The sequence below is a fragment of the Streptomyces sp. CBMA152 genome, assembly GCF_014596475.1.
Taxonomy (GTDB): Bacteria; Actinomycetota; Actinomycetes; order Streptomycetales; family Streptomycetaceae; genus Streptomyces.
This window is the reverse complement of sequence record NZ_MECJ01000029.1, coordinates 351945-377063: the sequence shown is the minus strand read 5'-3', so window position 1 is coordinate 377063 and position 25119 is coordinate 351945. Positions and strand designations below refer to the sequence as shown.

Annotated in this window: 20 protein-coding genes; 6 read left to right on the top strand and 14 right to left on the bottom strand. The window is 71.0% G+C overall.

Translation table 11 applies throughout. The annotated features are described in order from the left end of the window. The first annotated feature begins 59 nt into the window (after window positions 1-59). The 3 genes from tatA to BG418_RS28750 all read left to right on the top strand — a co-directional run bounded on the left by tatA (window position 60) and on the right by BG418_RS28750 (window position 3143). Window positions 60-341: a Sec-independent protein translocase subunit TatA gene (gene tatA, locus BG418_RS28760; protein ID WP_188276903.1), complete on the top strand. Its 282-nt coding sequence runs from the start codon at window positions 60-62 to the stop codon at window positions 339-341. Window positions 342-514: 173 nt separating this feature from the next. After that, window positions 515-2284: a prolyl oligopeptidase family serine peptidase gene (locus tag BG418_RS28755; protein WP_188277266.1), complete on the top strand. Its 1770-nt coding sequence runs from the start codon at window positions 515-517 to the stop codon at window positions 2282-2284. 82 nt (window positions 2285-2366) lie between these two features. Beyond that, the gene (locus BG418_RS28750) at window positions 2367-3143 is read left to right on the top strand and encodes an SURF1 family protein (RefSeq protein ID WP_188276902.1); all 777 of its coding nucleotides are present in this window, start codon (window positions 2367-2369) and stop codon (window positions 3141-3143) included. A gap of 124 nt (window positions 3144-3267) precedes the next feature. On the opposite strand, the gene BG418_RS28745 is transcribed toward BG418_RS28750, so the two are convergent. From BG418_RS28745 to BG418_RS28715, 7 genes are all read right to left on the bottom strand, one after another. Beyond that, window positions 3268-4317, bottom strand: coding sequence for a hypothetical protein (locus BG418_RS28745; RefSeq protein ID WP_317453791.1), 1050 nt, complete (start codon window positions 4315-4317; stop codon window positions 3268-3270). Between the two features lie 290 nt (window positions 4318-4607). Further along, entirely contained in the window at window positions 4608-5276 is a 669-nt protein-coding gene (locus tag BG418_RS28740) for a SigE family RNA polymerase sigma factor (RefSeq protein ID WP_188276901.1), read from the bottom strand. A 267-nt stretch (window positions 5277-5543) separates the two neighbouring features. Continuing rightward, window positions 5544-6650, bottom strand: a complete 1107-nt coding sequence (locus BG418_RS28735) for an aspartate-semialdehyde dehydrogenase (protein WP_188276900.1) — start codon at window positions 6648-6650, stop codon at window positions 5544-5546. Continuing rightward, complete coding sequence (locus BG418_RS28730; RefSeq protein WP_188276899.1) at window positions 6647-7918, bottom strand: aspartate kinase; 1272 nt, start codon at window positions 7916-7918, stop codon at window positions 6647-6649. The genes BG418_RS28735 and BG418_RS28730 overlap by 4 nt, the downstream gene beginning before the upstream one ends. A 345-nt stretch (window positions 7919-8263) precedes the next feature. After that, on the bottom strand, window positions 8264-8923 hold the full coding sequence (locus BG418_RS28725) for a DUF5063 domain-containing protein (RefSeq protein ID WP_188276898.1): 660 nt from the start codon (window positions 8921-8923) through the stop codon (window positions 8264-8266). Beyond that, window positions 8916-9515: a recombination mediator RecR gene (recR, locus tag BG418_RS28720; RefSeq protein WP_188276897.1), complete on the bottom strand. Its 600-nt coding sequence runs from the start codon at window positions 9513-9515 to the stop codon at window positions 8916-8918. The genes BG418_RS28725 and recR overlap by 8 nt, the downstream gene beginning before the upstream one ends. A 102-nt stretch (window positions 9516-9617) precedes the next feature. Beyond that, the gene (locus tag BG418_RS28715; RefSeq protein WP_188276896.1) at window positions 9618-9953 is read right to left on the bottom strand and encodes a YbaB/EbfC family nucleoid-associated protein; all 336 of its coding nucleotides are present in this window, start codon (window positions 9951-9953) and stop codon (window positions 9618-9620) included. A 365-nt stretch (window positions 9954-10318) separates the two neighbouring features. On the opposite strand from BG418_RS28715, the gene BG418_RS28710 reads away from it, so the two are divergent. Then, complete coding sequence (locus BG418_RS28710; protein WP_399000659.1) at window positions 10319-11047, top strand: SLATT domain-containing protein; 729 nt, start codon at window positions 10319-10321, stop codon at window positions 11045-11047. 411 nt (window positions 11048-11458) lie between these two features. Here BG418_RS28710 and BG418_RS28705 read toward each other — a convergent pair whose 3' ends face one another. The 7 genes from BG418_RS28705 to BG418_RS28675 form a co-directional block, all read right to left on the bottom strand. Further along, complete coding sequence (locus BG418_RS28705; RefSeq protein WP_188276895.1) at window positions 11459-12313, bottom strand: class I SAM-dependent methyltransferase; 855 nt, start codon at window positions 12311-12313, stop codon at window positions 11459-11461. Window positions 12314-12408: 95 nt separating this feature from the next. Further along, window positions 12409-13059 carry a hypothetical protein gene (locus BG418_RS28700; RefSeq protein WP_188276894.1) on the bottom strand — a complete coding sequence of 217 codons (651 nt, stop codon included), beginning with the start codon at window positions 13057-13059 and terminating at the stop codon, window positions 12409-12411. Window positions 13060-13533: 474 nt separating this feature from the next. Beyond that, window positions 13534-15951, bottom strand: coding sequence for a glycosyltransferase family 2 protein (locus BG418_RS28695; protein WP_317453790.1), 2418 nt, complete (start codon window positions 15949-15951; stop codon window positions 13534-13536). Further along, complete coding sequence (locus BG418_RS28690) at window positions 15948-16649, bottom strand: GntR family transcriptional regulator (RefSeq protein ID WP_188276893.1); 702 nt, start codon at window positions 16647-16649, stop codon at window positions 15948-15950. The genes BG418_RS28695 and BG418_RS28690 overlap by 4 nt, the downstream gene beginning before the upstream one ends. A 63-nt stretch (window positions 16650-16712) precedes the next feature. Next, window positions 16713-18029 carry a nitrate/sulfonate/bicarbonate ABC transporter ATP-binding protein gene (locus BG418_RS28685; RefSeq protein WP_188276892.1) on the bottom strand — a complete coding sequence of 439 codons (1317 nt, stop codon included), beginning with the start codon at window positions 18027-18029 and terminating at the stop codon, window positions 16713-16715. 42 nt (window positions 18030-18071) lie between these two features. Continuing rightward, window positions 18072-19799, bottom strand: coding sequence for an ABC transporter permease subunit (locus BG418_RS28680; protein WP_223185529.1), 1728 nt, complete (start codon window positions 19797-19799; stop codon window positions 18072-18074). 137 nt (window positions 19800-19936) lie between these two features. Further along, entirely contained in the window at window positions 19937-21301 is a 1365-nt protein-coding gene (locus tag BG418_RS28675) for an aspartate aminotransferase family protein (protein WP_188276891.1), read from the bottom strand. Window positions 21302-21797: 496 nt separating this feature from the next. Here BG418_RS28675 and BG418_RS28670 point away from each other — a divergent pair, with 496 nt between their 5' ends. Together BG418_RS28670 and BG418_RS28665 are read left to right on the top strand one after the other, a co-directional pair. Beyond that, entirely contained in the window at window positions 21798-23021 is a 1224-nt protein-coding gene (locus tag BG418_RS28670) for a thioesterase domain-containing protein (protein ID WP_317453789.1), read from the top strand. 336 nt (window positions 23022-23357) lie between these two features. Beyond that, window positions 23358-25118: a serine/threonine-protein kinase gene (locus tag BG418_RS28665; RefSeq protein WP_188276889.1), complete on the top strand. Its 1761-nt coding sequence runs from the start codon at window positions 23358-23360 to the stop codon at window positions 25116-25118. Window position 25119: the final 1 nt, after the last annotated feature.

Sequence of the window (25119 nt, the reverse complement as noted above, 5' to 3'; positions counted from 1 at the left end):
ATGTTGGTTGTACAGTTGCGCAATGTAGCAAGTCTCGCTGAGAACGGGAGGACCACGGGATGTTCCTGCGCAATGGCCTTGAGCCCTGGCATCTGCTGATCGTTGCGGTGGTGCTGATCCTGCTCTTCGGCTCCAAGAAGCTCCCCGACACCGCGAGGGCGCTGGGCAAGTCGCTGCGCATCCTCAAGAGCGAGACGCGGGCGATGAAGGAGGAGTCGACGGACACGGGGGCGACGCCGGGCCCGGCCGCCGAGGCCACGCCCCGGACGATCCCGTCGACGCCGGTCGACCAGCACGCTGCTCCGGCCCAGCCGCACCACACCACGGCACCGGGCGCCTGACCCGGGACCTGCCGGGCACCCGCCCCGGAATCTGACGAGACGTCACGGCCGACGCCCCACCGGGCGGGCCGTGACGTCTGTCACATCACCCTCGTGTCCGGGAGTTATCCACAGGCCGCGGAGGACGTCGACGGTTTGTCGGCGGCTCGGCGCATGATGGGTCCATGAACGAGATGCCGGAGTGGGAGAAGCGGTTCCGGGCGCCCAGGGTCGGGCTGCCCGACTGGGCGGAGGACGCCCCGGACCGCTCGCTGTTCGTGTCGAACGCGACGGGGACGTACGAGCTGTACGCATGGGACCGGGCGACCGGCGCCCAGCGCCAGGCGACGGACCGGCCGAACGGGACGACGGACGGGGTGCTGACGCCCGACGGCGAGTGGATCTGGTGGTTCAGCGATACCGACGGCGACGAGTTCGGCGTCTGGCTGCGCCAGCCCTTCGGCGGGGGCGACGACGAACCGGCCGTACCGGGCCTGGAGCCCTCCTACCCGGGCGGCCTCGCGCTCGGCCGGGACGGCACGGCGGTCATCGGCCGCTCCACCGACGAGGACGGCTCGACGATCCATGTCGCGCGGCCCGGCGCCGCGCCCGTGGAGATCTACCGGCACCGCGAGTCGGCCGGAGTGGGCGACCTCTCGCACGACGGAACGCTGATCGCCATAGAGCACACCGAGCACGGCGACGCGATGCACTCGGCGCTGCGCGTGGTGCGCCTCGACGGCTCGACGGCCGCCGAGCTCGACGACACCCAGGGCGGCACCCGCGAGCTCGGCCTGGAGATCCTCGGCTTCGCGCCGCTGGCCGGGGACACCCGCCTGCTGATCGCGCACCAGCGCCGGGGTCGCTGGGAGCCCATGGTGTGGGACGTGGCGACCGGCGAGGAGATCGACCTCGCCCTCGAACTGCCCGGCGACGTCTCGGCGGAGTGGTACCCGGACGGCTCGGCGCTGCTCGTCATGCACAGCTTCGAGGCCCGCAGCGAGCTGTTCCGCTACGACCTGGCCGCCCCCGAGCTGATCGAGGTCGAGACCCCGGCCGGCTCCGTGTCCGGCGCCACCGCCCGGCCCGACGGGTCCGTGGAGTACCTGTGGTCGTCGGCGGCGCGCCCTTCCGAAGTGCGCTCCACCACCGGGAAGATCGTCCTCGATCCCCCGGGGATGAAGGCGCCCGGCTCGGTCCCGGTGCGGGACGCGTGGGTCGAGGGCCCCGGCGGCCGGATCCACGCACTGGTCCAGCAGCCCCCGGGCGAGGGCCCGTTCCCGACCGTCTTCGAGATCCACGGCGGCCCCTCCTGGCACGACAGCGACGCCTTCGCTGCGGGCCCGGCGGCCTGGGTGGACCACGGGTACGCGGTGGTGCGCGTCAACTACCGCGGCTCCACGGGGTATGGACGCGAGTGGACGGACGCGCTCAAGCACCGGGTCGGGCTCATCGAGCTGGAGGACATCGCGGCGGTCCGCGAGTGGGCCATCACCTCGGGTCTCGCCGACCCGTCCAAGCTGGTCCTGGCGGGCGGCTCCTGGGGCGGCTATCTGACCCTGCTGGGACTTGGCACCGAGCCGGACGCCTGGGCGCTCGGGCTCGCCGCGGTGCCGGTCGCGGACTACGTGACGGCGTACCACGACGAGATGGAGGCGCTGAAGGCGATGGACCGCACGCTCCTCGGCGGCACACCGGAGGAGGTCCCGGAGCGCTTCGAGGCGTCGTCGCCGCTGACGTACGTGGACGCGGTGAAGGCCCCGGTCTACATCTCGGCGGGCGTCAACGACCCGCGCTGCCCGATCCGCCAGGTCGAGAACTATGTGGACCGCCTCGCGGCCCGGGGCGCGGTGCACGAGGTGTACCGGTACGACGCGGGACACGGCTCGCTGGTCGTGGAGGAACGGATCAAGCAGGTCAGGCTGGAGCTGGAGTTCGCGGGGAGGCATCTGGGCATCGGCTGAGCGGACGTCGCCGTCGCCGCCTCCCCGGCCCGAGCGCGTACCCCGTGACCGGCACGCGGGGAGGGTTCCGTACCGTGGGGGTGTGTACCGGTTCCTGCTGACCCCTCGCTGGTGGGGGATCAACGTCTTCGTCCTGCTGGCGATCCCGTTCTGCGTGTTCATGGGGTCCTGGCAGCTCGGCCGCTTCGAGGACCGTGTGCAGTCGCACAACGCGGCCGAGAAGCAGCCCGGCGCCGCCGAGCAGAAGGCGGTGCCGCTGCGGGAGCTGCTGCCGGTGGACCAGAAGACGTCCGGCCGGGCGGCGACGGCGAACGGGAAGTACGGCGAGCAGTTCCTGGTGCCGGACCGCCAGGTCGACGGCAAGAGCGGCTCGTACGTACTGACGCTGCTGCGCACCGACGGCGGCAACGGCAAGGCGCTGCCCGTCGTACGCGGCTGGCTGCCCAAGGGCGCCAAGGCGCCCGCGCCGCCGACCGGCGAGGTCACCGTCGCGGGCGCGCTCCAGGCGTCCGAGACACCCGGGACGGACGGCGTGAACGCGTCGGGCGGGCTCCCCAAGGGCCAGCTCGGCATGATCAGCGCGGCGTCGCTGGTCAACCTGGTGCCGTACGAGGTGTACGACGGCTGGGTCACGCTGACGGCGGCCGACCCCGGACTGAAGCCCGTCCCGGCCGCCAAGCCCCAGAACACCGGCCTGGACCTGAAGGCGTTCCAGAACCTCGGCTACACCGGCGAGTGGTTCGTCTTCGCGGGCTTCGTCATCTTCATGTGGTTCCGCCTGCTCCGCAGGGAGGCGGAAGCGGCGGAGGACGCGGCGCTGGGGCTCAGCCCGGAGACGGCCTCCACCCCGGTCCGCTAGGGGCGCGGGGAACTGCGCGACCAGCCACGAACGGTCCGCAGCCGGAATCCGCACCCCCTGGAAGGGATCCGCAAAGACGGCTCCTCCCCCTCCGAGAGGAGCCGTCTGCGGGCCCGCGAGGGCGCTAGGGGGCAGCCGGGACGGGGGCGGCGAGCACCCCGGTGCGATAGATGGTCCCGGCGCACGCGTTCGGGATCGTCGCCTCGGCGGACGGCGCACCCGGCTCGGCGACATGCGTCACCGCGACCTTCCCGTCCGGCGGGGCGACCGGCGTACCGGTATCGCCACCCAACTGCGTCTGGGCACCGGACGGCGTCCCACCACCGGCACCGGCGGTCGAGCCGTTCGGACTCGTGGCCGGGGACGTGGACGGCGCGGGCGAAGGCAGCGGCTTCGGGCACGTCTCCGACGGCACCCAGGCGAACTTCACCTCGTACGCAGCCGCAGGCTTGAGCACCAGACCCGTCGCCTCCTGCGAAGGATCCGGCAGCCCGGCCGCCGGATCGCCCGAGGCGTGGTCGACCACGCTGATCCGGGACGCGTCGGCGGCGCCCAGCGCCTGGAAGTTGACCTTGCCCGCGCCGCTGACCTGGCAGAGCGAGTGCGAGACGTTGGCGACGCGGAACGTGCCGTAGACCTTGCCGTCGGCGTCCGGCTTGCCGACCTTCGCGTACTTCACGCCGAGTTCGGTCGCGTCGCAGACCGGTGAGCCGGGGACGACGGGCCCGCCGACCGGGCCGCTCGCGCCGGCGGCGGAAGCGCCTGGCGGGGTCGTGCCGCTCGCCGAGGGCTTCACGGTCGAGCCGGGCACCGCGCTGGGGGTCATCCGGCCGGAGGGCTTCTCGGCCCCCCGTCCACCGCCCTCCACACCCGGTGCGGCGCCGGTGCCGCCCTGGTCCTGTTGGCCGTGTCCGGCGATGGCGGGCCGGTCCTCGTCGGAGGCGGAAGCGGTGTTGGCGACGTGCAGGAACGCGGGGATCGCGGTGCCGATCAGGAGCGCGGCGGCGACCGCGCCGACCACGGCCTGCCGTTTACGGGCCTGGCGCGCCGGGACGGCCCGGCGCAGTTGCTCCAGGGCTCCGTCGGCGGGCTCCATGCCGTCGACCGCGCCGTGCAGCAGCCGCCGCAGCGCGAGTTCGTCCGGCGTGAGGCCAGGTGGGAAGGGGTCGTTCACAATTCCGTTTCCAGTCCGGTCGTCCAGAGGGCGGTCGGGCCCGTACGTACTCTCCCCGTGATCCCCGTCGAAACCGGGATACCGATACCCGTGCTCCCGGCGCACGTCCCCACGTACGCCGTAGTCCTCGCGGACACCGTCGTCACCGCGTACATCCCCACGTACGCCGTCGTCCCAACGGACACCATCAGGCCCACGCAGCCCATCGTCCCCACGGACACCGTCGGACCCCTGCACACCGTCCTCGCGACGACGGCCCGCCTCCCCGAATCCCCAGTTCCGCCGGGCGCTCATGCCGGGGCCTCCATGGCTATCCGGAGCGCCGCGATCCCCCGCGAGCCGTACGCCTTCACCGAGCCCAGGGATATCCCGAGCGTCTCGGCGACCTGCGACTCGGTCATGTCCGCGAAGTAGCGAAGCACCAGGACCTCGCGCTGGCGGCGCTGGAGGCCGCGCATGGCCTTGATCAGGGCGTCGCGCTCCAGCTGGTCGTACGCGCCCTCCTCCGCGCTCGCCATGTCCGGCATCGGCTTGGAGAGCAGCTTCAGCCCGAGGATGCGGCGACGCAGCGCGGAGCGGGACAGGTTGACGACGGTCTGGCGCAGATACGCGAGCGTCTTCTCGGGGTCGCGCACGCGCGAGCGGGCCGAGTGGACGCGGATGAACGCCTCCTGGACGACGTCCTCGCAGGAGGCGGTGTCGTCCAGCAGCAGGGCGGCGAGGCCGAGCAGCGAGCGGTAGTGCGCGCGGTACGTCTCGGTGAGGTGGTCGACGGTGGTGCCCGCAGCCATGACGTCGTCAGCGCCCTCGCGGGACGAGGGCTGCGCGGGCACACGGGTGGGACGCGCCGCCGGCATGGGGGCGATCACCGGCATGCCGCCGGGCGTGCGCGGCCGCCGGAGCGGGCGCACCACCGCGCCCCGCACCGGAAGCGCGGTGATGTCGAGTACCTCTGCCACGCCAGTTGGACACGCTTCCCCCCGTCAGGGTTGTACGCGTACGACACCGTTTTTGACAGTGCGACAAATGTCCTCATGCGTACTCGCTCTTCCCCAATGCCCCAATATTTACGGCACCTTGAATGGGCGACCGCATAGACGCTCCATGCCGGGCTGCCGGTTGCAGGGACACGGAAATGAATCGTGTAACAGGGCAACGGCGCAGTTCAAGTGGTACAGACCAGCGACTTGCTCACAGAGCGTTCACAGATCCTACAAAGTTCGTGGCTACTTCGCCGCAGAGTTGCCCGCAGAGTTCTCCGCGGAGTTCATGCGCTGTTCCGCCGTGAATTCGCCCGCCGCGAGTTCCGCGATCTGCGCGGCGTTCAGGGCCGCGCCCTTGCGGAGGTTGTCGCTGCAGACAAAGAGGTCAAGAGCGTGCGGATCGTCCAGCGAGCGCCGCACCCGGCCGACCCACGCCGGGTCGGTGCCCACCGAGTCCGCGGGCGTCGGGAAGTCGCCCACCGCCGGGTTGTCGAAGAGGACGACACCCGGGGCGGTCGCCAGGATCTCGTTCGCCCGCGCCACCTCGACCTCGTTCTCGAAGCGGGCGTGCACGGAGACCGAGTGGGTGGTGACGACCGGGACCCGTACGCAGGTCGCGGCCACCGCCAGGCGCGGCAGATCGAGCACCTTGCGGGTCTCGTCGCGCAGCCCCAGCTCCTCGGTCGACCAGCCGCCGTCGGCCGGATCGCCCGACCACGGCACCACATTGAGCGCGACCGGCGCCGCGAACGGCCCGGTGTCCTCGCCCACGGCCCGGCGCACATCGCCGGGCGCGGTGCCCAGTTCCGTACCGGCGACGAGGGAGAGCTGGTCGCGCAGGGTCGCGACGCCGGCCCGGCCGGCTCCGCTGACCGCCTGATACGTGGAGACGACGAGCTCGCTGAGCCCGTACTCGGCGTGCAGCGCGCCCACCGCCACGATCAGCGCGAGCGTCACACAGTGCGGGGACGCCACGATGCCGCGCGGCCGCAGCCGTACGGAATGGGGGTTGATCTCGGGCACCACCAGCGGCACCGCCGGGTCCATCCGGAAGGCCGCCGAGGTGTCCACGACCACCGCGCCCTTGGCGGCGGCGACCGGCGCCCACTGGGCGGCGACCTGCTCGGGCACCAGGAAGACGGCGACGTCGACGCCGTCGAGGGCTTCCTCGGTGAGCGCCCGGACCTCGGTGTCCTCGCCGCGCACGGCGAGGACACGGCCCGCCGAGCGCGGGGAGGCGATCAACCGGATCTCGCCCCAGACGTCCGCGTGCTGGGACAGGATCTGGAGCAGCACCGCGCCGGCGCCCCCGGTCGCTCCGACGACCGCGAGCGCCGGCTTGCGGGTCATCGTCCGGTGCCCCCGTAGACCACGGCCTCGTCGGAGTCGGAGTCGAGCCCGAAGGCGGAGTGCACCGCGCGGACGGCCTCGTTGACGTCGTCGGCGCGGGTGACCACCGAGATGCGGATCTCGGACGTCGAGATCAGCTCGATGTTGACCCCGGCGTCGCTGAGCGCCTCGAAGAACCCGGCCGTGACACCCGGGTTCGTCTTCATACCGGCGCCGACCAGCGAGATCTTGGCGATCTGGTCGTCGTAGCGCAGCGACTCGAAGCCGATGGTGCCCTTCGCCCGCTCCAGCGCGTCGATGGCCTTGCGGCCCTCGGCCTTCGGCAGCGTGAACGAGATGTCCGTCAGCCCGGTCGACGCGGCCGACACGTTCTGGACGACCATGTCGATGTTGATCTCGGCGTCCGCGATGGTACGGAAGATGGCCGCGGCCTCGCCGGGCTTGTCGGGAACGCCGACCACCGTGATCTTCGCTTCGGAGACGTCGTGGGCGACTCCGGAGATGATGGCGTGCTCCACCTGCTGATCCCCTCGCGGTTCGTTGCTGACCCAGGTGCCCTGCAGTCCGCTGAAGGACGAGCGCACATGGATCGGAATGTTGTAACGGCGTGCGTACTCGACGCAGCGGTGCAGCAGCACCTTGGAGCCGGACGCGGCCAGCTCCAGCATGTCCTCGAAGGAGATCCAGTCGATCTTCCGGGCCTTCTTCACGACACGCGGGTCCGCGGTGAACACACCGTCGACATCGGTGTAGATCTCGCACACCTCGGCGTCCAGCGCCGCGGCGAGGGCGACGGCGGTCGTGTCCGACCCACCGCGGCCGAGCGTGGTGATGTCCTTGGAGTCCTGGCTGACGCCCTGGAACCCGGCCACGATCGCGATGTTGCCCTCGTCGAGCGCGGTACGAATCCGCCCCGGCGTGACATCGATGATCCGCGCTTTGTTGTGGACCGAGTCGGTGATGACGCCGGCCTGGCTGCCCGTGAACGACTGGGCTTTGTGGCCCAGGTTTTTGATCGCCATGGCGAGAAGTGCCATGGAGATCCGCTCTCCGGCGGTCAGCAGCATGTCGAATTCCCGGCCGGTCGGCATCGGAGATACCTGCTCGGCGAGATCGATCAACTCGTCCGTCGTGTCGCCCATCGCGGAAACCACGACGACCACCTGGTGGCCGTTCTTCTTGGCTTCCACGATCCGCTTGGCGACGCGCTTGATGCCCTCGGCATCGGCAACGGAGGAGCCTCCGTACTTCTGCACGACAAGGCCCACGTGCGCTCCTCGCTCAGTCCATTACTGCGGTCGGCTCAGTCTAACGAGCGGGCCGGATCCACCCGGGTGGTGCCACATCGTGAGATGTCCCGCTCACGACATGATCTTGGTGGGGGGAACCCAGGAAAGCCCCGGACCCGCCCCGCTCGCGGCGGGTCACCTGCCCCGCGCCACCTGGGGGTACGCGTGGGTGTGGGCGGGGTCACAGGGCGGGACCCCCGCGGCGCGCCCCTTACCCGCCCCCGGACTCCGCCCCGGGATGTACGCGAGTCCATGCGCCCCCGGGCGGAGGCAGCAAGGTGAGCGTACGTACCGTACGTACGCTCAACTGCCCTGCACCTACCGCTACTTGACCGTCCGCAGGCCCAGTGGGCCCGCGAGTTCCTCGGCCATGACGCGGCCCGCCTCGGCCGCCAGGGACTCCTCGGAGAGGTCCTCGTCCGTGTCCAGGCCGTCCAGCTCCTCCAGGGGCTGGTTGAGGCGGACGTGGGCGACCAGGGACTGGAGGGCGCGCAGGGTGGCGGAGGCGGTGGAGCCCCAGTTGGAGAAGTAGGAGAACTGCCACCACCACAGCGCCTCGGTGGTGCGGCCCGCGCGGTAGTGGGCGAGGCCGTGGCGCAGGTCGGTGACGACGTCGGCGAGGTCGTCGGAGATACGGCAGGCGACGGGGGCCTTGCGCGGCTCGTACGGGTCGAAGACCTCGGAGTACACGTCGATCGGCTCCAACAGGGCCGCGAAGCGCTCGCGCAGGTCGTCGACGTCGGGCTCCGGGCCGAGGTCCGGCTCGTAGCGCTCGTCCGGGACGATGTCCTCGTGCGCGCCGAGCCGCCCGCCGGCCAGGAGCAGCTGCGAGACCTCAAGGAGCAGGAACGGCACCGCGCTGTCCGGCTCGTCGCCCCTGGCCACTTCCGTGACCGCGACGATGAAGGACTCGACCTGGTCGGCGATCTGGACCGCGAAGGAGTCCGGATCCTGGTTGGCCGCGTGCAGCGTTGCGTCAGACATCGAGAAGTCGCCTTCCTTCAAAGGCCCGCCCGAGCGTGACCTCGTCCGCGTACTCCAGATCTCCCCCGACGGGGAGTCCGCTGGCCAGCCGGGTGACCTTCAGGCCCATCGGCTTGATCATCCGGGCGAGGTACGTCGCTGTCGCCTCGCCCTCCAGGTTGGGGTCGGTGGCCAGGATCAGCTCGGTGACCGTGCCGTCGGCGAGCCGGGCGAGCAGCTCGCGGATGCGCAGATCGTCCGGGCCGACGCCCTCGATGGGGCTGATGGCGCCGCCGAGGACGTGGTAGCGGCCGCGGAACTCACGGGTCCGCTCGATCGCGACGACGTCCTTCGGCTCCTCGACGACACAGATGACGGAGAGGTCGCGGCGCGGGTCGCGGCAGATGTTGCACTGCTCCTGCTGCGCGACGTTCCCGCACACCGCGCAGAAGCGGACCTTGTCCTTCACTTCGAGCAGGGCGTGCGCGAGCCGGCGTACGTCGGTGGGCTCGGCCTGGAGGATGTGGAAGGCGATCCGCTGCGCGCTCTTGGGACCGACGCCGGGCAGCCTGCCCAACTCGTCGATGAGGTCCTGGACCACGCCTTCGTACAACGGACTGCCTCTCAGCCGGATCGCTACCGTGCTTACGGTAGTTGGTGCGCGGGCGCCGCAGAAGGGCGGACCCGTGCGGGTCTTGTCGGGTGTCTGTCGGGTCTAGAACGGCAGGCCCGGCATGCCGCCGAGCCCCTGGGCCAGCGGGCCGAGCTTGTCCTGCTGGAGCTGCTGGGCGTTCTCGTTCGCGGCCTGTACGGCGGCGACGACCAGGTCGGCGAGGGTCTCGGTGTCGTCCGGGTCGACCGCCTTGGGGTCGATGACGAGGGCGCGCAGCTCACCGGAGCCGGTCACGGTCGCCTTGACGAGACCGCCGCCCGACTGGCCGTCGACCTCGGTCCGCGCGAGCTCCTCCTGCGCGCGGGCGAGGTCCTGCTGCATCTTCTGCGCCTGCTGGAGCAGCTGCTGCATGTTGGGCTGGCCACCACCAGGGATCACGGTGCACTCCGTCTTGTCGCGTGTCGTGTGCTGCGTCGGTTCCCTCCGAGCCTACGTGGTCTCCCCGGCGCCTGCCCCACAACTCTTTCGAGTGAGTCGGGCGTCGTCACCGCGCCGGATCAGGGCCCACTTACGGGGGGAAATACCGGGATATCGGGGCCGACTCCCACCATTCGGCGGTAGGAAGGGCTGATCACGGGCTGACCGCGCGCCGGTCGCGCAACGGATGACTACGGATCGTTACGCGGCACGTCGTATACGTGACTGTACGTTACGCGTCTGAACGTTACGAAGGTCGATTACGCAGGCCGATCGCGCAGGGTCGATTACGCAGGGGCGATTACGCACCGCGGAGGGAGCGCCGGGTGAGCCAGCCGGAGATGCAGCCCGAGGGGCTTCCGCCGGGACCGCCCCGGGACGAGGGCGACCTGACCGGACGCCCGTTCCCGCTCGGCGACTGGGGCGAGCCCGCGGAACGCCTCGACGAGCTGTACCGGTGGGTGGAGGCGGGCGCGCTGCGCACGGCCGAGTGGTACCTCGCGGACCGGCTGTGGAAACGGCGGGGCGCGCGGGTGCTGCGGGTGTGTACGGCGGCGGGGGCGATCGCGGGGGCGGGGCTGCCGCTGCTCGATGTGACGGGGGCGCTGTCGGGGGCGTCCGGGTGGGGTTACGTGTCGCTGCTCCTTGGCGCGGCGTGCCTGGCCTGCGACCGGTACTTCGGGCTCACGTCCGGGTGGATGCGGGATGTCGCGACGGCGCAGGCGGTGCAGCGGCGGTTGCAGGGGTTGCAGTTCGACTGGGCGTCGGAGAGTGTGCGGGAGGTGTTGGGGCCGACGGAGGGGACGGCGAGTGAGGCGGCGGAACGTTGTCTGGTGGTGTTGCGTCGCTTCTCGGAGGACGTGACGGAGCTGGTCCGCTCCGAGACGGCGGACTGGATGGTGGAGTTCCGCTCCGGCCCGGCCCCCCTGGTGATGCAGTCCCTGGCGTCGGCCACCCCCCGCCCGGACGCGGCCCCGGGCCCGGGCCGCTTCCCCCTCCCCCCGGGCACGCGCCCGAACATGCCGCGACAGCGCCCCCCGGAGCCGCCGCGCTAGCGGCCTACGGCGGTTTTGGCCCCCACCCCGCCCCTTCCCTAAACCCTCCGGGGGTGGGTGGGGGTGGAGGGTGGCTCTCCGGGGGCTACGCCCCCGGACCCCGTTCGCGGGGCCTGCGGCCCCTGCGCCCCGCTCGGAGCTCCGCCCCGAACCCCGGCAGGGGTGGGTGGGTAGCGGGGCCACGCCCCAGCGCGCCGCTGGCGTGGGTGGGTAGCGGGGCTGTGCCCCTGCACCCCGCTTTGTCTGCGGATCGTGCTGGGTTGCTCGCGCAGTTCCCCGCGCCCCTAAGGAGGGCCGTCCGGGCCCATCAAGGGGCGCGGGGAACTGCGCGAGCAGGCCCCACCGGCCGCCAGACGAACGACAGCCCCCGGCAGGGTTTCGGGAAGGGGTGGGGTGGGGGAAACCTCCGCGTCAGCGGCGCGGGAGCAGCGTCCTCGCCAGGCGGCGGGTCAGGGGCTGGCGGGGGGCCGGGGGCTTCGCCTTCGGCGTCGAGGGGGTTGCGCCCTCGTGCTTCGACTTCGGATGCGCCGGAGACTTCGCCTTCTTGCCGTCGATCCGGATCAACGGCGAACCCGCCACCTCCTCCACCCCGTGCCACATGTCCGACCGCCCCGACAGCCAGGTCAGAAGCTCCTCCCGGGCGGGCGCCGGATCCGACCACGTGCCGTACATCTTCGTACCGGTGATGGCGATCGGCCGCAGGCCGGACGTGGCCACCGCACCCCACACCGCCGCCGCGACCCCCGGACAGTGCTCCGCCCGGAAGTCGTCGAACGCCACGATCCCGTCGGGCGCGATCAGCGACCGAGCCGCCGAGATGTCCCCGTGGACGTGCTCGTACAGGTGCGAGGCGTCGACATGGATGAAGCGGCACGACGACGCGGGCACCCGGCCCGCGATCACCGACGTCGGTGCCTGGACGACCACCGGGAGCTCGTCGTGGAAAGAGAGGTAGTTGGACTCGAAGGCCCGCCGCGTCAGCGTCGCGTACGAGCGGTCCATCTCCTCGCTGTTGGGGTCGTCCGGCGCGGGCGAGTCGAACAGGTCGCAGACCGTGAACGTCTCGTCCTCGCGCAGGTACGACCCCATGAAGATCGCGCTCTTGCCCAGGTACGCGCCGAGTTCCAGCAGGTCACCGTGGAGTTCCTGGCGTTCCTGGCGGGCCAGGAACCAGTCGAAGAGCAGTTGGTCGGCGGGCCAGAACCACCCCTTGACGTCGGAGAAGCGGGCCGGGGCGGCGCTCTGAGCGCTCGTCGTTTGTGCCATGGACCCGGTCCTACTCCCGCCAGATGGCGCGGAGTTTACGGTCAGGCGTGGGGCCGATGGTGCCCCGGCGACATCCCCCACCCGACCACGGGACCTCAGCTGAAGATGATCATAGAGCCCTGCGCCAGCGACCTCGTCGCCGCCGCGTGCAGCCCCAGCCACACGTGCCGCTCGCGTGCGAAGGGGCTCTCGTCGTACGGGATGGGGCCCGCGGGTTCTTCGAGGGACGTCGGGCGGTCCGGCGGCGCCGGGGCCATCGGGGGGTTCGCCGGGTCTATGCCGATCGCCGGCGCCACGAACTCCAGCTCGCGCAGCAGCCCGTGCGTGGAGCCCAGCGGACCGCCCCCGGCGAGCAGTTCCTCGTTGGCGAGCGGGGAGGCGAAGTCGACGGGAACGTACGCGCCCGCGTGGTCGTAGTGCCAGACCAGATGTGACTGCTGGGCCGTCGTCTCGAACATCTCAAGAAGCTGCTCGTAGTCGCCGCCCAGCTCGTCCACCGGCGTCACCGCGAGGCGGCAGAGCTGGAGGAGGTAGGCGCGGCGCAGGAAGTGCAGCGCGTCGTAGTCGAAGCCCGCGACCGGGGCCACGTCGCCCGAGAGGCCGGGCATGTACGCGAAGACGGGCACGGGCGGCAGCCCGGCCTCGCCGAGCGCCTTGTCGTACGAGGCGATTTCCTCGGCGAACGGGTTGTCGGGGCTGTGGCACAGCACGTCGACAAGGGGGACCAGCCACAAGTCACAGGCCACGGGGCTCCTTACGAGGTCGCGATGGTCGGGACAGCGTAGTCCGCCGAGCACGCTCCGCGAAGCTCGCCCGTCAACTCCCGTGCGGGGGGCTCGTCGACGCGACGCGAAGGTGTCGGCTCAGGTGTCCCATGCGCCCCTGTCGGCGCACCGGACCGCGCGTCCGCGCCTTCGGGTGCCCACCCGCACACCCCTCGCGCCCGGCGCCCACGCTGTGCCCCCGCGTGAGCTGCCCCACCCCACCCCTTCCCTAAACCCTCCGGGGGTGGGTGGGGGCGGAGGTGGTTTCCCGGGGGCTACGCCCCCGGACCCCGTTCGCGGGGCCTGCGGCCCCTGCACCCCGCTCGGGGCTCCGCCCCGGGCCCCGGCTGGGGTGGGTGGGCAGCGGGGCTTCGCCCCTGCACCCGCTTTCGTCTGCGGACCGTGCTGGGTTGCTCGCGCAGTTCCCCGCGCCCCTAAAAACCCATGGGCCCAGGCTCACCGCCCCACATCCCACACCCACACCCCACCCACCCGCCGCCCCTGCCGCCCCAACAACCTCGACACCGTCTCGTACAGCGCGTCCTCGTTGTCCTGTGGCGGGAGTACGACCACCCCCGCCTTCCAGTACGCCAGGTCCGCGCGGGCCTGGGCGCGCCAGGACTCGCCTATGTCGGGGATCGGGGCGCCGTAGCGGACGTCTCGTAGGAGGTTGGAGGTCCAGCGTGGGGAGGCGCCGTAGATGCCGATGTGGTCGGGGCCCCAGGGGCCGTTGAAGTAGCCGCCGGGGAGCGGGAAGCCGAGGCCCGCCTTGACCTGCCAGTGCAGCGCGTCGGCCGCGGCCGGGTCCGGGACCGGGACGGTGACCACGGACTCTCCGGGCTTCACATACGTACGCCACAACCCGTCCGCCAGGAACTCCGGCACCGGCGCCCGCTGATTCACCGGCAGCGACGTCGGCACGATCGGCAGCAGCGCCACCGCCACGGCCGCGAGGCCGACAAAACGGTTCACCCGAGCAGCAGAAGCCATCAACCGCCCCACCGCCACCGCCACCAACGCCCCCAGCGCCGGTGCGCAGATCATCGCCACCCTGCCCTCGATCACCGACTCGAAGAGCGGGCGGTGGGCCAGGGCGCGCCAGGGGCCTGGCAGGACCACGTCCGTGTACGGGATGCGGATCTTCTGGCCGAGCGAGAGCACCGCCGCCGCCACCGCCGTGCACGCCAGCGCCTTCACCAGTGCGTGGCGCCACAGCCGTACCGTGATCGCGAAGGCGAGCGCGATCAGCGGCCAGCCGTAGAACGCGTTCTGCTCGGTCCGGTTCAGCGCCAGCTTGTCCGCCACCGACTCGTCGCCGAGCAGCGCGCGGCCGGAGAAGCGCAGGAAGGACAGCGGGCTGTTGCCCGCGCCGTCGCCGTGCAGCACCGAGTGATAGCTCTGGGTGCCGAAGAACTGCCAGGTCAGCGGGTATGCGACCAGCGGCAGACAGACCAGTAGCGCCACCCCGACCCCCTGCGCGAGCGGGCGCCAGGCCGTGCGTACTACGTCTCGGCGGGCCAGTGCGTACGACAGCGCGAAGAGCAGGATGCCGAGCGAGGCGAGCAGCAGGACTTCCTCGCCGAGGAAGATCTGGTACGCGGTGAACAGGCCGAGCAGCACCCCGTCCCGGCGCACGTCCGCGGCCGGGGCGCACAGCCGCAGCACGCGGTCGAGGATCAGCGGGATCATGAACAGCACGCAGAAGTTCGGATGCGCGTTGGCGTGCGAGATCATCGGCGGCGCGAACGCGGCGAACGCCCCGCCGAGCCCGGCGGCCCACGGCTCGCGGGTCACCCACTTCGCGAAGAGCCGGAACCAGGCGTACGCGGTGGCGGTGAGGCCCAGGGTGAGGACGAGCGCCCAGGTGACGGTCGGGCCGAGGGTGAGCGTCGCCGGCGCGAGCGGGACCGACAGGCCCAGCATGGGGGTGTTGCCCATGAGGTTCACGCCGTCGGGGTAGTTCTGAAGCGTCGTGAACAGCGGGTCCCGCAGATGCGCGACGTTGTCGGCCGTGACCGCGAAGAACCACTCCCACTGGTTCTGGTCCTGCCCCGAGTCGGCCAGATAGCCCCGCCCCAGGTCCGTCCACAGGTTCTTGTAGAGCAGGACCGAGGTAAGGAGAAATAGCGCCAGCAGCACCACATTCGTACGGCTCGCCGCTCTCGCCTTCAGGCGGACCAGTTCCAGCAGCACCCGGCCGTAGTCCGCCGGGCCGACCTTCGAGCCCTCCTGGTGGGACCAGCGGACCGGGACCTCGGCGACGGGCCAGCCGTGGCGGCGGAAGTACTGGAGGATCTCGACGTCGATGCCCCAGCCGTCGAGGCGGGCGTCCGCGAAGGCCGCCCGCGCCTTGTCGCCGTCGAAGAGCTTGAAGCCGCACTGTGTGTCGTGGATGCCGGGGACGGCGACGGCCCGTATGAGCCGGTTGCCCATCCGCCCCAGCCATTCGCGCACCCGGCTCTGGTGGACCGCTATGTCGGCCTCGGGGTGTGCGCGCGAGCCGATCGCGGCGGCCGCCTGGGCGCCGTCGAGCTCCTTGGTGAGCCGGTCCAGCTCGGCGACCGGGGTGGCGAGGTCGGCGTCGGTGAGCAGGACGCGGGCGCCCCGTGAGTCGGCGACGCCCAGGCGCAGGGCGTGTCCCTTGCCCCGGTTCTGCTCGGCGGCGACGAGGCGTATGCGCGCGTCCTGGGCGGCGGCCTCGCGCGCGATGTCGGCGGTGGCGTCGTCCGAACCGTCGTCGACGACGATCAGTTCCCAGGTCAGCGGTGAGGAGTGCAGATGGTCGCGGATCGCGTCCAGGGTGGGGCCGAGGCGCCGCTCCTCGTTGTACGCGGGGACGACGACCGAGAGGTCGAGGGGGCGGCCGTCGGTCACCGCTTCAGCCGCTCCGCCCAGGTCAGCGAGTGGGTGTTGTACGCGCAGATCACCGCGAACGCCGCGTCGCCGTCGCCCGCGATCACTGCGTCCACGAGGTCGCCGTGGCCGCTCCACAGCCAGTCGGTGAGGTCGGTGCGCCCGCGCAGATACGGGACCGCGAAGACCCAGCACTGCATCCGCAGCCGATGCAGGAAGTCCGAGATGTACGGGTTTCCGGCGAGGGCGCCGAGCTCGCGCCAGAAGCGGAGGTCGTAGCCGATGAGGATGTTGAGGTCGCCGCTGCGGGCGGCCCGGGCGGCCTCCTCGGCGCGGCGGCGCACGGAAATCAGCGCGGGGCCGTGGGCGGCGCCGAGTTCGGTGATCTTGCGGAAGATCCCGTTCACGATCAGCGACCTGGCCTCGACCATGCCCTCGTAGTCCTCGACGGAGAACTCGTGGACGCGGAAGCCCCGGTGCTGGTCGGAGTCGAGCAGCCCCTGCGCGGTCAGGTCGACCAGCGCCTCGCGGACGGGGGTCGCGCTCACCCCGTACTGCTCCGCGATCTGCTTGACGGTGAACTCCTCGCCGGGCCGCAGACGCCCGGCCAGTATCTCGTCGCGCAGCGCGTCGGCGATCTGGCGGCGCAGCGTGCTGCGCGTCACGCCGGAACCGGTGCCTGGTCCGGTGCCGTGACCGTTGCCTGATCCGTTGCTCATGGGCGTCCCTCCCCTCCGCGGCTATCCCGCACACGATAGGCCAGGCGGCGCGGAGCATTACGGTCACATGTCCAGGCGATACTCCTCGGTATCCGCGTGGTAGCCGAACAACTCCGCGTACCTGCCCCAGTCCGTCGCCGTCTCCAGCTGCCGGTCGACCTGCTCGCTGGTGTAGTGGTGGGCGAGCAGATCGCGGAAGAAACCGGCGCGCAGCGACTGGTCGGGGGCGTGGGTCAGACTGCTGGTGATCACCGCGACCAGCGGGACCGCGAGCGCCGCCTGGGCGAAGAGCCGCTTGGACTCCTGGACGTCGGCGCGCGCGTACGCGGAGCCCAGCTCGGTCAGCGCCAGGTCCCCGCCCTCGACCTCGGCGAGTCCGAGCAGTTCCAGGGCGTCGATCTGCGGCAGCAGATCGTCCACTTCGAGCCCGAGCTCGTCCGCGAGTCCGGCCACGTCGGCGCGGTCCTCGTCGTGCTGCGCCACGATCTCCGCGAGCCCCGAGAGGCCGTCGACGGAAGCCGGCGGCACCGGCGTGTTGCCCGGCGTGCGGCGGCCCGTGCCCGGCTCCGAAAGCTTCGGGACGTCCTTCGCGCGCCCCGTCATCACCTCGTAGATCGCATCGACGATCCGCTCGAAGGCCGCGCTCTGGCGATCGCGCGGCCGGGGCAGATCGACGGTGAACGTCTCGCGGATCGTGCCGTACGGCCGCGCCCCGAGCACCACGACCCGGTCCGCCATCAGGACGGCCTCCTCGATGTTGTGCGTCACGAGCACCACCGCCCGGGTCGGGAACTGCCCGGACTCCCACAGCTCCATCAGCTCGCCGCGCAGGTTCTCGGCGGTCAGCACGTCGAGCGCCGAGAACGGCTCGTCCATCATCAGCACATCGGGCTCGACCACCAGCGCCCGCGCGAACCCGACGCGCTGGCGCATCCCGCCCGAGAGCTCCTTGGGATACGCGCTCTCGAACCCGTCGAGCCCGATGAGGTCAATGGCCTGCACAGCAGCGGCGGCGCGTTCTTTCGCCGGTACGCCTTTCGCCTCAAGCCCCAGCTCCACGTTCTGCTGCACGGTGAGCCAGGGCAGCAGCGCGAACGTCTGGAAGACCATCGCGGTCCCCGGATTGGCCCCGGTCAGCGGCTCGCCCCGGTACGCGACCGCCCCCGAGCTCACCGGAAGCAGCCCCGCCAGACACCGCAGCAGCGTGGACTTGCCGGAGCCGGACTTGCCGAGCAGCGCCACGATCTCGCCCGCGCGGATCTCCAGATCGATCCCGCCGAGCACGGGGAGCTCACCGTCGGCGCCTGCGTACGACTTGGTCAACGCCTCGGCGCGCAACAGGACTTCACCCACAGAGGCGGATGCGGTGGTGTCGGCCATGAAGGTCTCCTTTCGACTTTGACGCGTACGACTTCGGCGCGATCAGAGGGAGTAACGGGTCTCGGCGAACCGGTACAGCCGCCGCCACACCAGCCGGTTGACCGCCACCACGTACAGGCTCATCACGGCGACGCCCGCGATCAGCCGGGGGAAGTCGCCGTTCTCGGTGGCGTGGAAGATGTACGCGCCGAGCCCGGTCGCCGTCAGGGTCGTCCCGCCGAAGGTGACGACCTCGGAGACGATCGAGGCGTTCCAGGCGCCGCCGGACGCGGTGATCCCGCCGGTGACGTACGAGGGGAAGATCCCCGGGATGATCAGCCGCCGCCAGCGCTGCCGCCCGCGTACGCCCAGGTCATCCATGGCCTCGCGCAGGTCGGACGGGATCGCCATGGCGCCCGCGATGGTGTTGAAGAGGATGTACCACTGGGCGCCGAGCGCCATCAGCAGAACACAGCCGACGTTCATGTTCACGCCGGTGCGCAGGAAGGCCCACATGGCCAGCGGGAAGAGGAAGTTGGCCGGAAAGCTCGCGAGGACCTGCACCACGGGCTGGGCGATCCGCGCGAGCCTCGGCGAGAACCCGATCTTCACCCCGACCGGCACCCACACCAGCGTCGCGACGGTCACGAGCACGGCGACGCGGGCGAGGGTGGCGAGCCCGAGCAGCAACGGTTCACCGAAGACGCTGAGCCCGGTGCGCTCGTGGAGGTAGCGCAGCAGGCAGAACAGCCCCCACCCGACGAGCAGGAGGCCGACCGTGCCGAAGACGAGGTCGCCGAGGCGGCGGCGGGCGGGATCGTGGGCGAGGGGCCGGTCGTCGCGCCCGAGGACGCGGGCGGCACGCGCGATTCCTTCGCGCAGGGGACGGCTCCAACGGGCCATTCTGGTGGGCCAGTTGGACCTCCGCAGAAAATCAAGAACGACCGAGCGCTGGACTTCACTCGCCTCGGACTGCTCGTTCTTGAACTTCTCCACCCAGGCGGTGAGCGGCCGCCAGAAGAAGAAGTTCACGCCGATGACGAGGACGGCCATGGTGGCGATCGCCCAGCCGATCTTCCCGAGGTCGCCCTCGGCGATCGCGGCACCGGCGTACGAGCCGACGCCGGGCAGCGCGTACGCCTTGTTGCCGACGCTGATGGCCTCGGAGGCGACGAGGAAGAACCAGCCTCCGGCGAAGCTCATCATCCCGTTCCAGACGAGGTCGATCGCCCCGGAGGGGAGCTCGATCCGCCAGAACCGCATCCACCGGGTGAAGCCGAACGACCGCGAGACCTCGTCGAGTTCGCGGGGAAGAGTGATCAGCGACCGATAAAAACTGAAGGTCATGTTCCAGGCCTGCGAAGTGAAGATCGCGAAGATCGACGCGCATTCGAGGCCGAGGAGGGAGCCGGGGAAGAGGGCGATGAACCCGGTGACGGCGACGGTCAGGAACCCGAGGACGGGGACGGACTGGAGGATGTCGAGCGCGGGGACGAGGACCCGCTCCAGCCGACGGCTTTTGGCGGCGGCGTACGCGTACACAAAGGTGAAGCAGACGGAAAGTCCCAGCGCGACGAACATCCGCAGGAGCGAGCGGGCGGCGTCGTACGGGAGGCGGGCCGGGCTGGTGTCGGTGGTGGCGACGTCCGCCGGGTCGAAGTTGACGGTGGTGCCCTTGCCGACCTGGAGGACGAGATAGCCGAGCACCAGAACGGCCGCGGCGACCGCCAGATCGATCCAGACGGGCCGCCGGGAGGAGGTCTGTGGCTTCATCGGCTTCATCGGCTTCATCGGGAGAACCGTACGAACTGGGAGGATCAGCCCGGAGTGGAACACACCGGCTGCGGCAGGCGGCAGCCTGGCACATTCTTGCGCAGATACGCAAATACGGCCCGGAACGTTCGCTCCGGGCCGTACTGATGTCCTTGTCAGCCGGTCGTGTACTCGTCGGCAACGGCCAGGGCGTCATCCAGGACGGCGAGGCCTTCCTTGGCCTCGGCCTCCGTGATGTTGCACGGCGGGACGACGTGGGTGCGGTTCATGTTGATGAAGGGCCAGAGGCCGTTCTTCTTGCAGGCGGCGCCGAAGGCGGCCATGGGGGCGGCGTCGGCGCCGGCGGCGTTGTACGGGACGAGCGGTTCGCGCGTCTCCTGGTTCTTCACGAGCTCAAGCGCCCAGAACACGCCCGTGCCGCGCACCTCGCCGACCGAGGGGTGGCGGGCGGCGAGCTCGCGCAGCCCCGGCTCCAGGACGGCCGAGCCGATGTGGGCGGCCTGGTCGACGATGCCCTCGTCGGCCATGACGTTGAGGGTCGCGACGGCTGCGGCGCAGGCGAGGGGGTGGCCGGAGTACGTGAGTCCGCCCGGGAACGGCCGCTTGTCGAAGGTGGCGGCGATCTCGGCGGAGATGGCGACGCCGCCGAGCGGGACGTACCCGGAGTTCACGCCCTTCGCGAAGGTCATGAGGTCGGGCGTGACGTCGTAGTGATCGGCGGCGAACCAGGCACCGGTGCGGCCGAACCCGGACATGACCTCGTCGAGGACGAGGACGATCCCGTACTTGTCGCAGATCTCGCGTACGCCAGGGAGGTAGCCGGGGGGCGGGGTCATGATCCCGGCGGTGCCGGGGATGGTCTCCAGGATGATGGCGGCGATGGTGCCGGGGCCTTCGAAGGCGATGGTGTCTTCGAGGTGCGTGAGCGCGCGGGCGCACTCTTCGGCTTCGGTGGTGGCGTAGAAGGCGGACCGGTAGAGGAAGGGCGCCCAGAACCGCACGACACCGGCGGACCCGGTGTCGGAGGCCCAGCGGCGCGGGTCGCCGGTCAGATTGATGGCCGTCGAGGTGGCCCCGTGATACGACCGATAAGCGCTCATCACCTTGTGGCGCCCGGTGTGGATCCTGGCCAGCCGTACGGCGTTCTCGACGGCCTCGGCGCCGCCGTTGGTGAAGAAGATCTTGTCGAGGTCGCCGGGGGTGCGCTGGGCGATGAGGCGTGCGGCCTCCGAGCGCGCCTCGACGGCGAAGGCGGGGGCGAAGGTGGCGAGCTTCCCGGCCTGCTCCTGAATCGCGGCAACAACCTTGGGGTGCTGGTACCCGATATTGGTGAAGACGAGGCCGCTGGTGAAGTCGAGGTAGCGGTTTCCGTCGTAGTCCCAGAAGTACGAACCCTCCGCGCCGGCGACGGCGAGCGGGTCGATCAGGCCCTGGGCGGACCAGGAGTGGAACACGTGCGCACGGTCAGCAGCCTTCACGGCCGCGCCGGCCCGGGGGTCGGGTTCGACATGAGGGGTCATGGAGCGAGGGTAGGTCGTCGCAGGTGGGGGTGGGTATGGCCAGGTTGTCTGCCGTGGGGCGCGTGGCTCGGCAGGGTGTCGCCCCCGGGCCCGGTTCTTCGGCCGCGGGCCGGTGGGCCCGTTACGTCGGCGTGCTGGTCGGAGGCGCGCCAAGTCGTCAATCGATCGCCTCTGCTCCCCGATCGCACGATCCGGACAGTTGCGGTACGCGGTTTGTGGTGCGATCAGTCGGCCGAGTGATCGCGTCCGCCTGCCTTTTGACCGTTCCTGACCGAAGGGTCACCTGTTCGCGCGGGAAACGTTTCGCCCCCGATTGGTCGGCGGCCACGCTCCCGCATGCCAGGGGTTCGTAACTGTCTGCATACGATCTAGTACAGAGGGTGGCGGGCGCGTTGTCATTGTCTTGCCGGGCACGGACGCGAGGCCACAAAACCCCGGACCCGGCATGCGATCCGTAAGGAGGGGCCCCGCCCCCACCCTCAGGAAAGGGAATGCCGTGAGCATCACCGAAGAGCAGGCCGCCGAAGCCTTCCAGTCCGGTTCCCCGATCATCCTGGCGCCCGGCCCACAGACAACCGACCGCATCCCGCCCCCGCCCGACGACGTCTGGGAGCTCCCCTACGGCACCGCCTGGGTCTACTACGGCGAGGGCAACGGCCGGCTCACCCGCCCGGTCCTGGTGGCGGACGGCTTCAGTGTCGGCCCCACCGACCTCAGCCTCACCTGGGAGCTCCTGGAGCACGGCCCGTACCCGCTTCTGAGTGAGATCCGCCGCCGGGGCCGCGACGTGGTCCTGGTCGGCTACCACGAGCGCAGCGCGTCGATCCTGCAGAACGCCGACGCGGTGATGGCGGCCGTCATCGAGGCGATCGACCGCCGCGAGGGCGACCACCCGCTGACCGTCGGCGGCTTCAGCATGGGCGGCCTGGTCACTCGTTATGCCCTCGCCAAATTGGAGACGGATGGCATCGAGCACCAGACGCAGCTCTACTACTCCTACGACAGCCCGCACACCGGCGCCTGGATCCCCATCGCCCTCCAGGCGTTCGCGCACTACACCAAGAAGCTCGACCGTCGCTTCTCGGACCAGATCAACAGCCCGGCCGCCCAGGAGTTGCTCTGGCAGCACATCGCGGACTGGGAGGACAAGCCCGCCACCAGTGACCGGCGCATCGCGTTCCTGCGCGCGCTGGAGGAAGTCGGCAACTGGCCCCGGGCGAGGGAGACCCGGCTGATCGCCCTCGCCAACGGCCCCTCCAACGGCGAGGGCAACGGCGTGGCTCCCGGGGCCGGAGCCGTCATCGGCAGGGGGCTGGCCGTCACCGGCACCGAGCTGCGGACCCAGTCCGAGGGCGACGACCAACTGGTCGCCAAGCTCCGGGTGGTCACCATCCCCACCCGCGAGATCCGCACCAACGGACTGCCCGACTTCGACGGCGCACCCGGCGGCACCCTTCCCGGTTTCGGCATCCTCGCCGACGCGTTGAACAAGGTCCCGGGCTTCGGCGTCGACAACCCGATCCGCGAGCACTGCTTCGTCCCGGCCGTCAGCGCCGTCTCCGTACGGGAGCCGGCCACCCACGACGACCTCTACACCCCGATCAGCGATGAGGAGCTGGAGGAGTCGCCCTTCCACGACGTCAAATTCGCCTCCCAGAGCGAGACGCACACCCTGGTCACCGAGGAACTCTCCACCTGGTTCCTGGACCAGCTGCCATAGACCCACCGCCACTCTGAGCAGCCGCGACGTCGTGGGGCGCGTTCTCCGTCTGCGGCTCGGTTGCCGCCTACGGCGGGCGTTCCCCACCCCGCCCCTTCCCGAAAGCCTCCGGCAGGTGTCGTTCGTCTGCGGCCCGGTGGGGGCTGGTCGCGCAGTTCCCCGCGCCCCTAACTACCTAGGGGCGCGGGGAACTGCGCGAGCAAGCCAGCACGGTCCGCAGCCGACCAGACCCCTCGGAGAGTTTCGGGAAGGGGTGGGGTGGGGGTCCTCACCGCCCGGGCGCACTATCCTCAGCCCGTTGGAGCTCATTCGAGCGGGGGGAGGCGGCGGGCGGACATGGAGCAACTGGAGTCCGGGGATCCGCAGCGGATCGGGGCGTATCGGCTGTTGGCGCGGCTCGGCGCCGGTGGGATGGGGCAGGTGTATCTCGCCCGGTCCGAGCGGGGGCGCACCGTCGCCGTGAAGCTCGTACGGCAAGAACTTGCCGAGCAGCAGGAATTCCGCGGGCGGTTCAGGCAGGAAGTGCAGGCCGCCCGGCGCGTGGGGGGACAGTGGACCGCCCCCGTGCTGGATGCGGATACCGAGGCACCCACCCCTTGGGTCGCCACCGGATACGTCGCCGGCCCCAGCCTCCAGGAAGTCGTCGGCGGCGACCACGGCCCCCTCCCCCAGCACTCCGTACGCGTCCTCGCCCGAGGCCTCACCCACGCCCTCCAGGACATCCACGCCGCCGGGCTGATCCACCGCGACCTGAAGCCCTCGAACGTGCTGATCACCATCGACGGCCCCCGCGTCATCGACTTCGGCATAGCCAGGGCGCTGGAGACGGTCACCGACGCGGGGCTGACGCGCACCGGCGCCCTCGTCGGATCGCCCGGCTTCATGGCGCCCGAGCAGGTACGCGGCGACCGCGTCACCCCCGCCTGCGACGTGTTCTGCCTCGGCTCGGTCCTCGCGTACGCGGCCAGCGGGAAGCTCCCGTTCGGCGGCACCGCCAGCGGGGTGCACGCGTTGATGTTCCGGATCGCGCAGGAGCCGCCGGACCTCGACGGCGTCCCGGAGTCGTTGCGCGACCTCGTACAGGACTGTCTGCACAAGGACCCGGCCGCGCGCCCGTCCCTCGAAGCGATACTGGAGCGGCTGGGCCACGACGACCAGCCCAAGGGACCCTGGCTGCCCGGCGCGCTCGTCGCCCAACTCGGCTCCCACGCCGTCCAGTTGCTGGAGATAGAGAACCCGGAGGGCGGTACGGGACAGAACCCCCTCGTAGCGAAAGAACCGAAAGAACCGAAAGAACCCATAGCCCCGCCGCAGCCGCCAACGGCCCCCGCCGCCTGGCCCGCCCCGGCCGCGGCCCCCACCCCCACCGTCATCTCCCCCAACGGCACCGGCCAGCCCGCCCCCCACCACGGCTACGGCCCGCCCATGAACGCGCACCCGCCCGCCGGATACGGCTATCCGCACCCGTACCCCACCCCCGGCTTCGGCCCGCCCCCGCTCCCCCCGGAGGAGCCCCCGCGTCGCAGCACCAAGTCCACGATCGCGCTGGTCGTCGTCGCGCTGGTGGTGGCCCTGGGCGCGGGCGGTTCTGTGTACGCGTTCATGAACGGCGACAGCAAGGACGAGAACAAGAAGTCCCCGGCGTCGGCGACGTCACAAACCCCCAACTTCCCGTCCGACACCCCGAGTTCCACCTCGCCGGACACCCCCACCCCCAGCCCGTCCACCGCAAGCGGCGACATCCCGCGGAAGTACCTCGGCACCTGGTCCGGCGCGATCGACAGTGCAGGCGGCACCAGCACCCGCCGTCTCGTCCTCCAGCCCGGCAAGGTCGGCGACACCGTACTGACCCTCATGGCGGACGGCCCGCTGGACACCGGCGGCACCTACCACTGCATCTTCCGCGCCAAGCTGGCCGCGCCCGCCGACCCCAACGGCCCGCTCCACCTCGGCCCGTCGACCGTCGAGTCCGGCCCGTCCGGCTCGTGCAGCCCGGGCGCGGCCACGACCCTCACGATCGAACCGGACGGCCGCCTGAACCGCCGGAACGACGACAACGGCGACCAGTTGACGTACGACAAGGTCGCGGAGCAGTAGC

Coding starts and splice junctions, on each gene's coding strand:
- tatA (WP_188276903.1), top strand. CDS start 60: ATGTTCCTGCGCAATGGCCTTGAGCCCTGGCATCTGCTGATCGTTGCG.
- BG418_RS28755 (WP_188277266.1), top strand. CDS start 515: ATGCCGGAGTGGGAGAAGCGGTTCCGGGCGCCCAGGGTCGGGCTGCCC.
- BG418_RS28735 (WP_188276900.1), bottom strand. CDS start 6,650: ATGACCCGCAAGCCGGCGCTCGCGGTCGTCGGAGCGACCGGGGGCGCC.
- BG418_RS28725 (WP_188276898.1), bottom strand. CDS start 8,923: ATGTCTGACGCAACGCTGCACGCGGCCAACCAGGATCCGGACTCCTTC.
- BG418_RS28705 (WP_188276895.1), bottom strand. CDS start 12,313: ATGGCACAAACGACGAGCGCTCAGAGCGCCGCCCCGGCCCGCTTCTCC.
- BG418_RS28690 (WP_188276893.1), bottom strand. CDS start 16,649: ATGAGCAACGGATCAGGCAACGGTCACGGCACCGGACCAGGCACCGGT.
- BG418_RS28685 (WP_188276892.1), bottom strand. CDS start 18,029: ATGGCCGACACCACCGCATCCGCCTCTGTGGGTGAAGTCCTGTTGCGC.
- BG418_RS28680 (WP_223185529.1), bottom strand. CDS start 19,799: ATGAAGCCGATGAAGCCGATGAAGCCACAGACCTCCTCCCGGCGGCCC.
- BG418_RS28675 (WP_188276891.1), bottom strand. CDS start 21,301: ATGACCCCTCATGTCGAACCCGACCCCCGGGCCGGCGCGGCCGTGAAG.
- BG418_RS28665 (WP_188276889.1), top strand. CDS start 23,358: ATGGAGCAACTGGAGTCCGGGGATCCGCAGCGGATCGGGGCGTATCGG.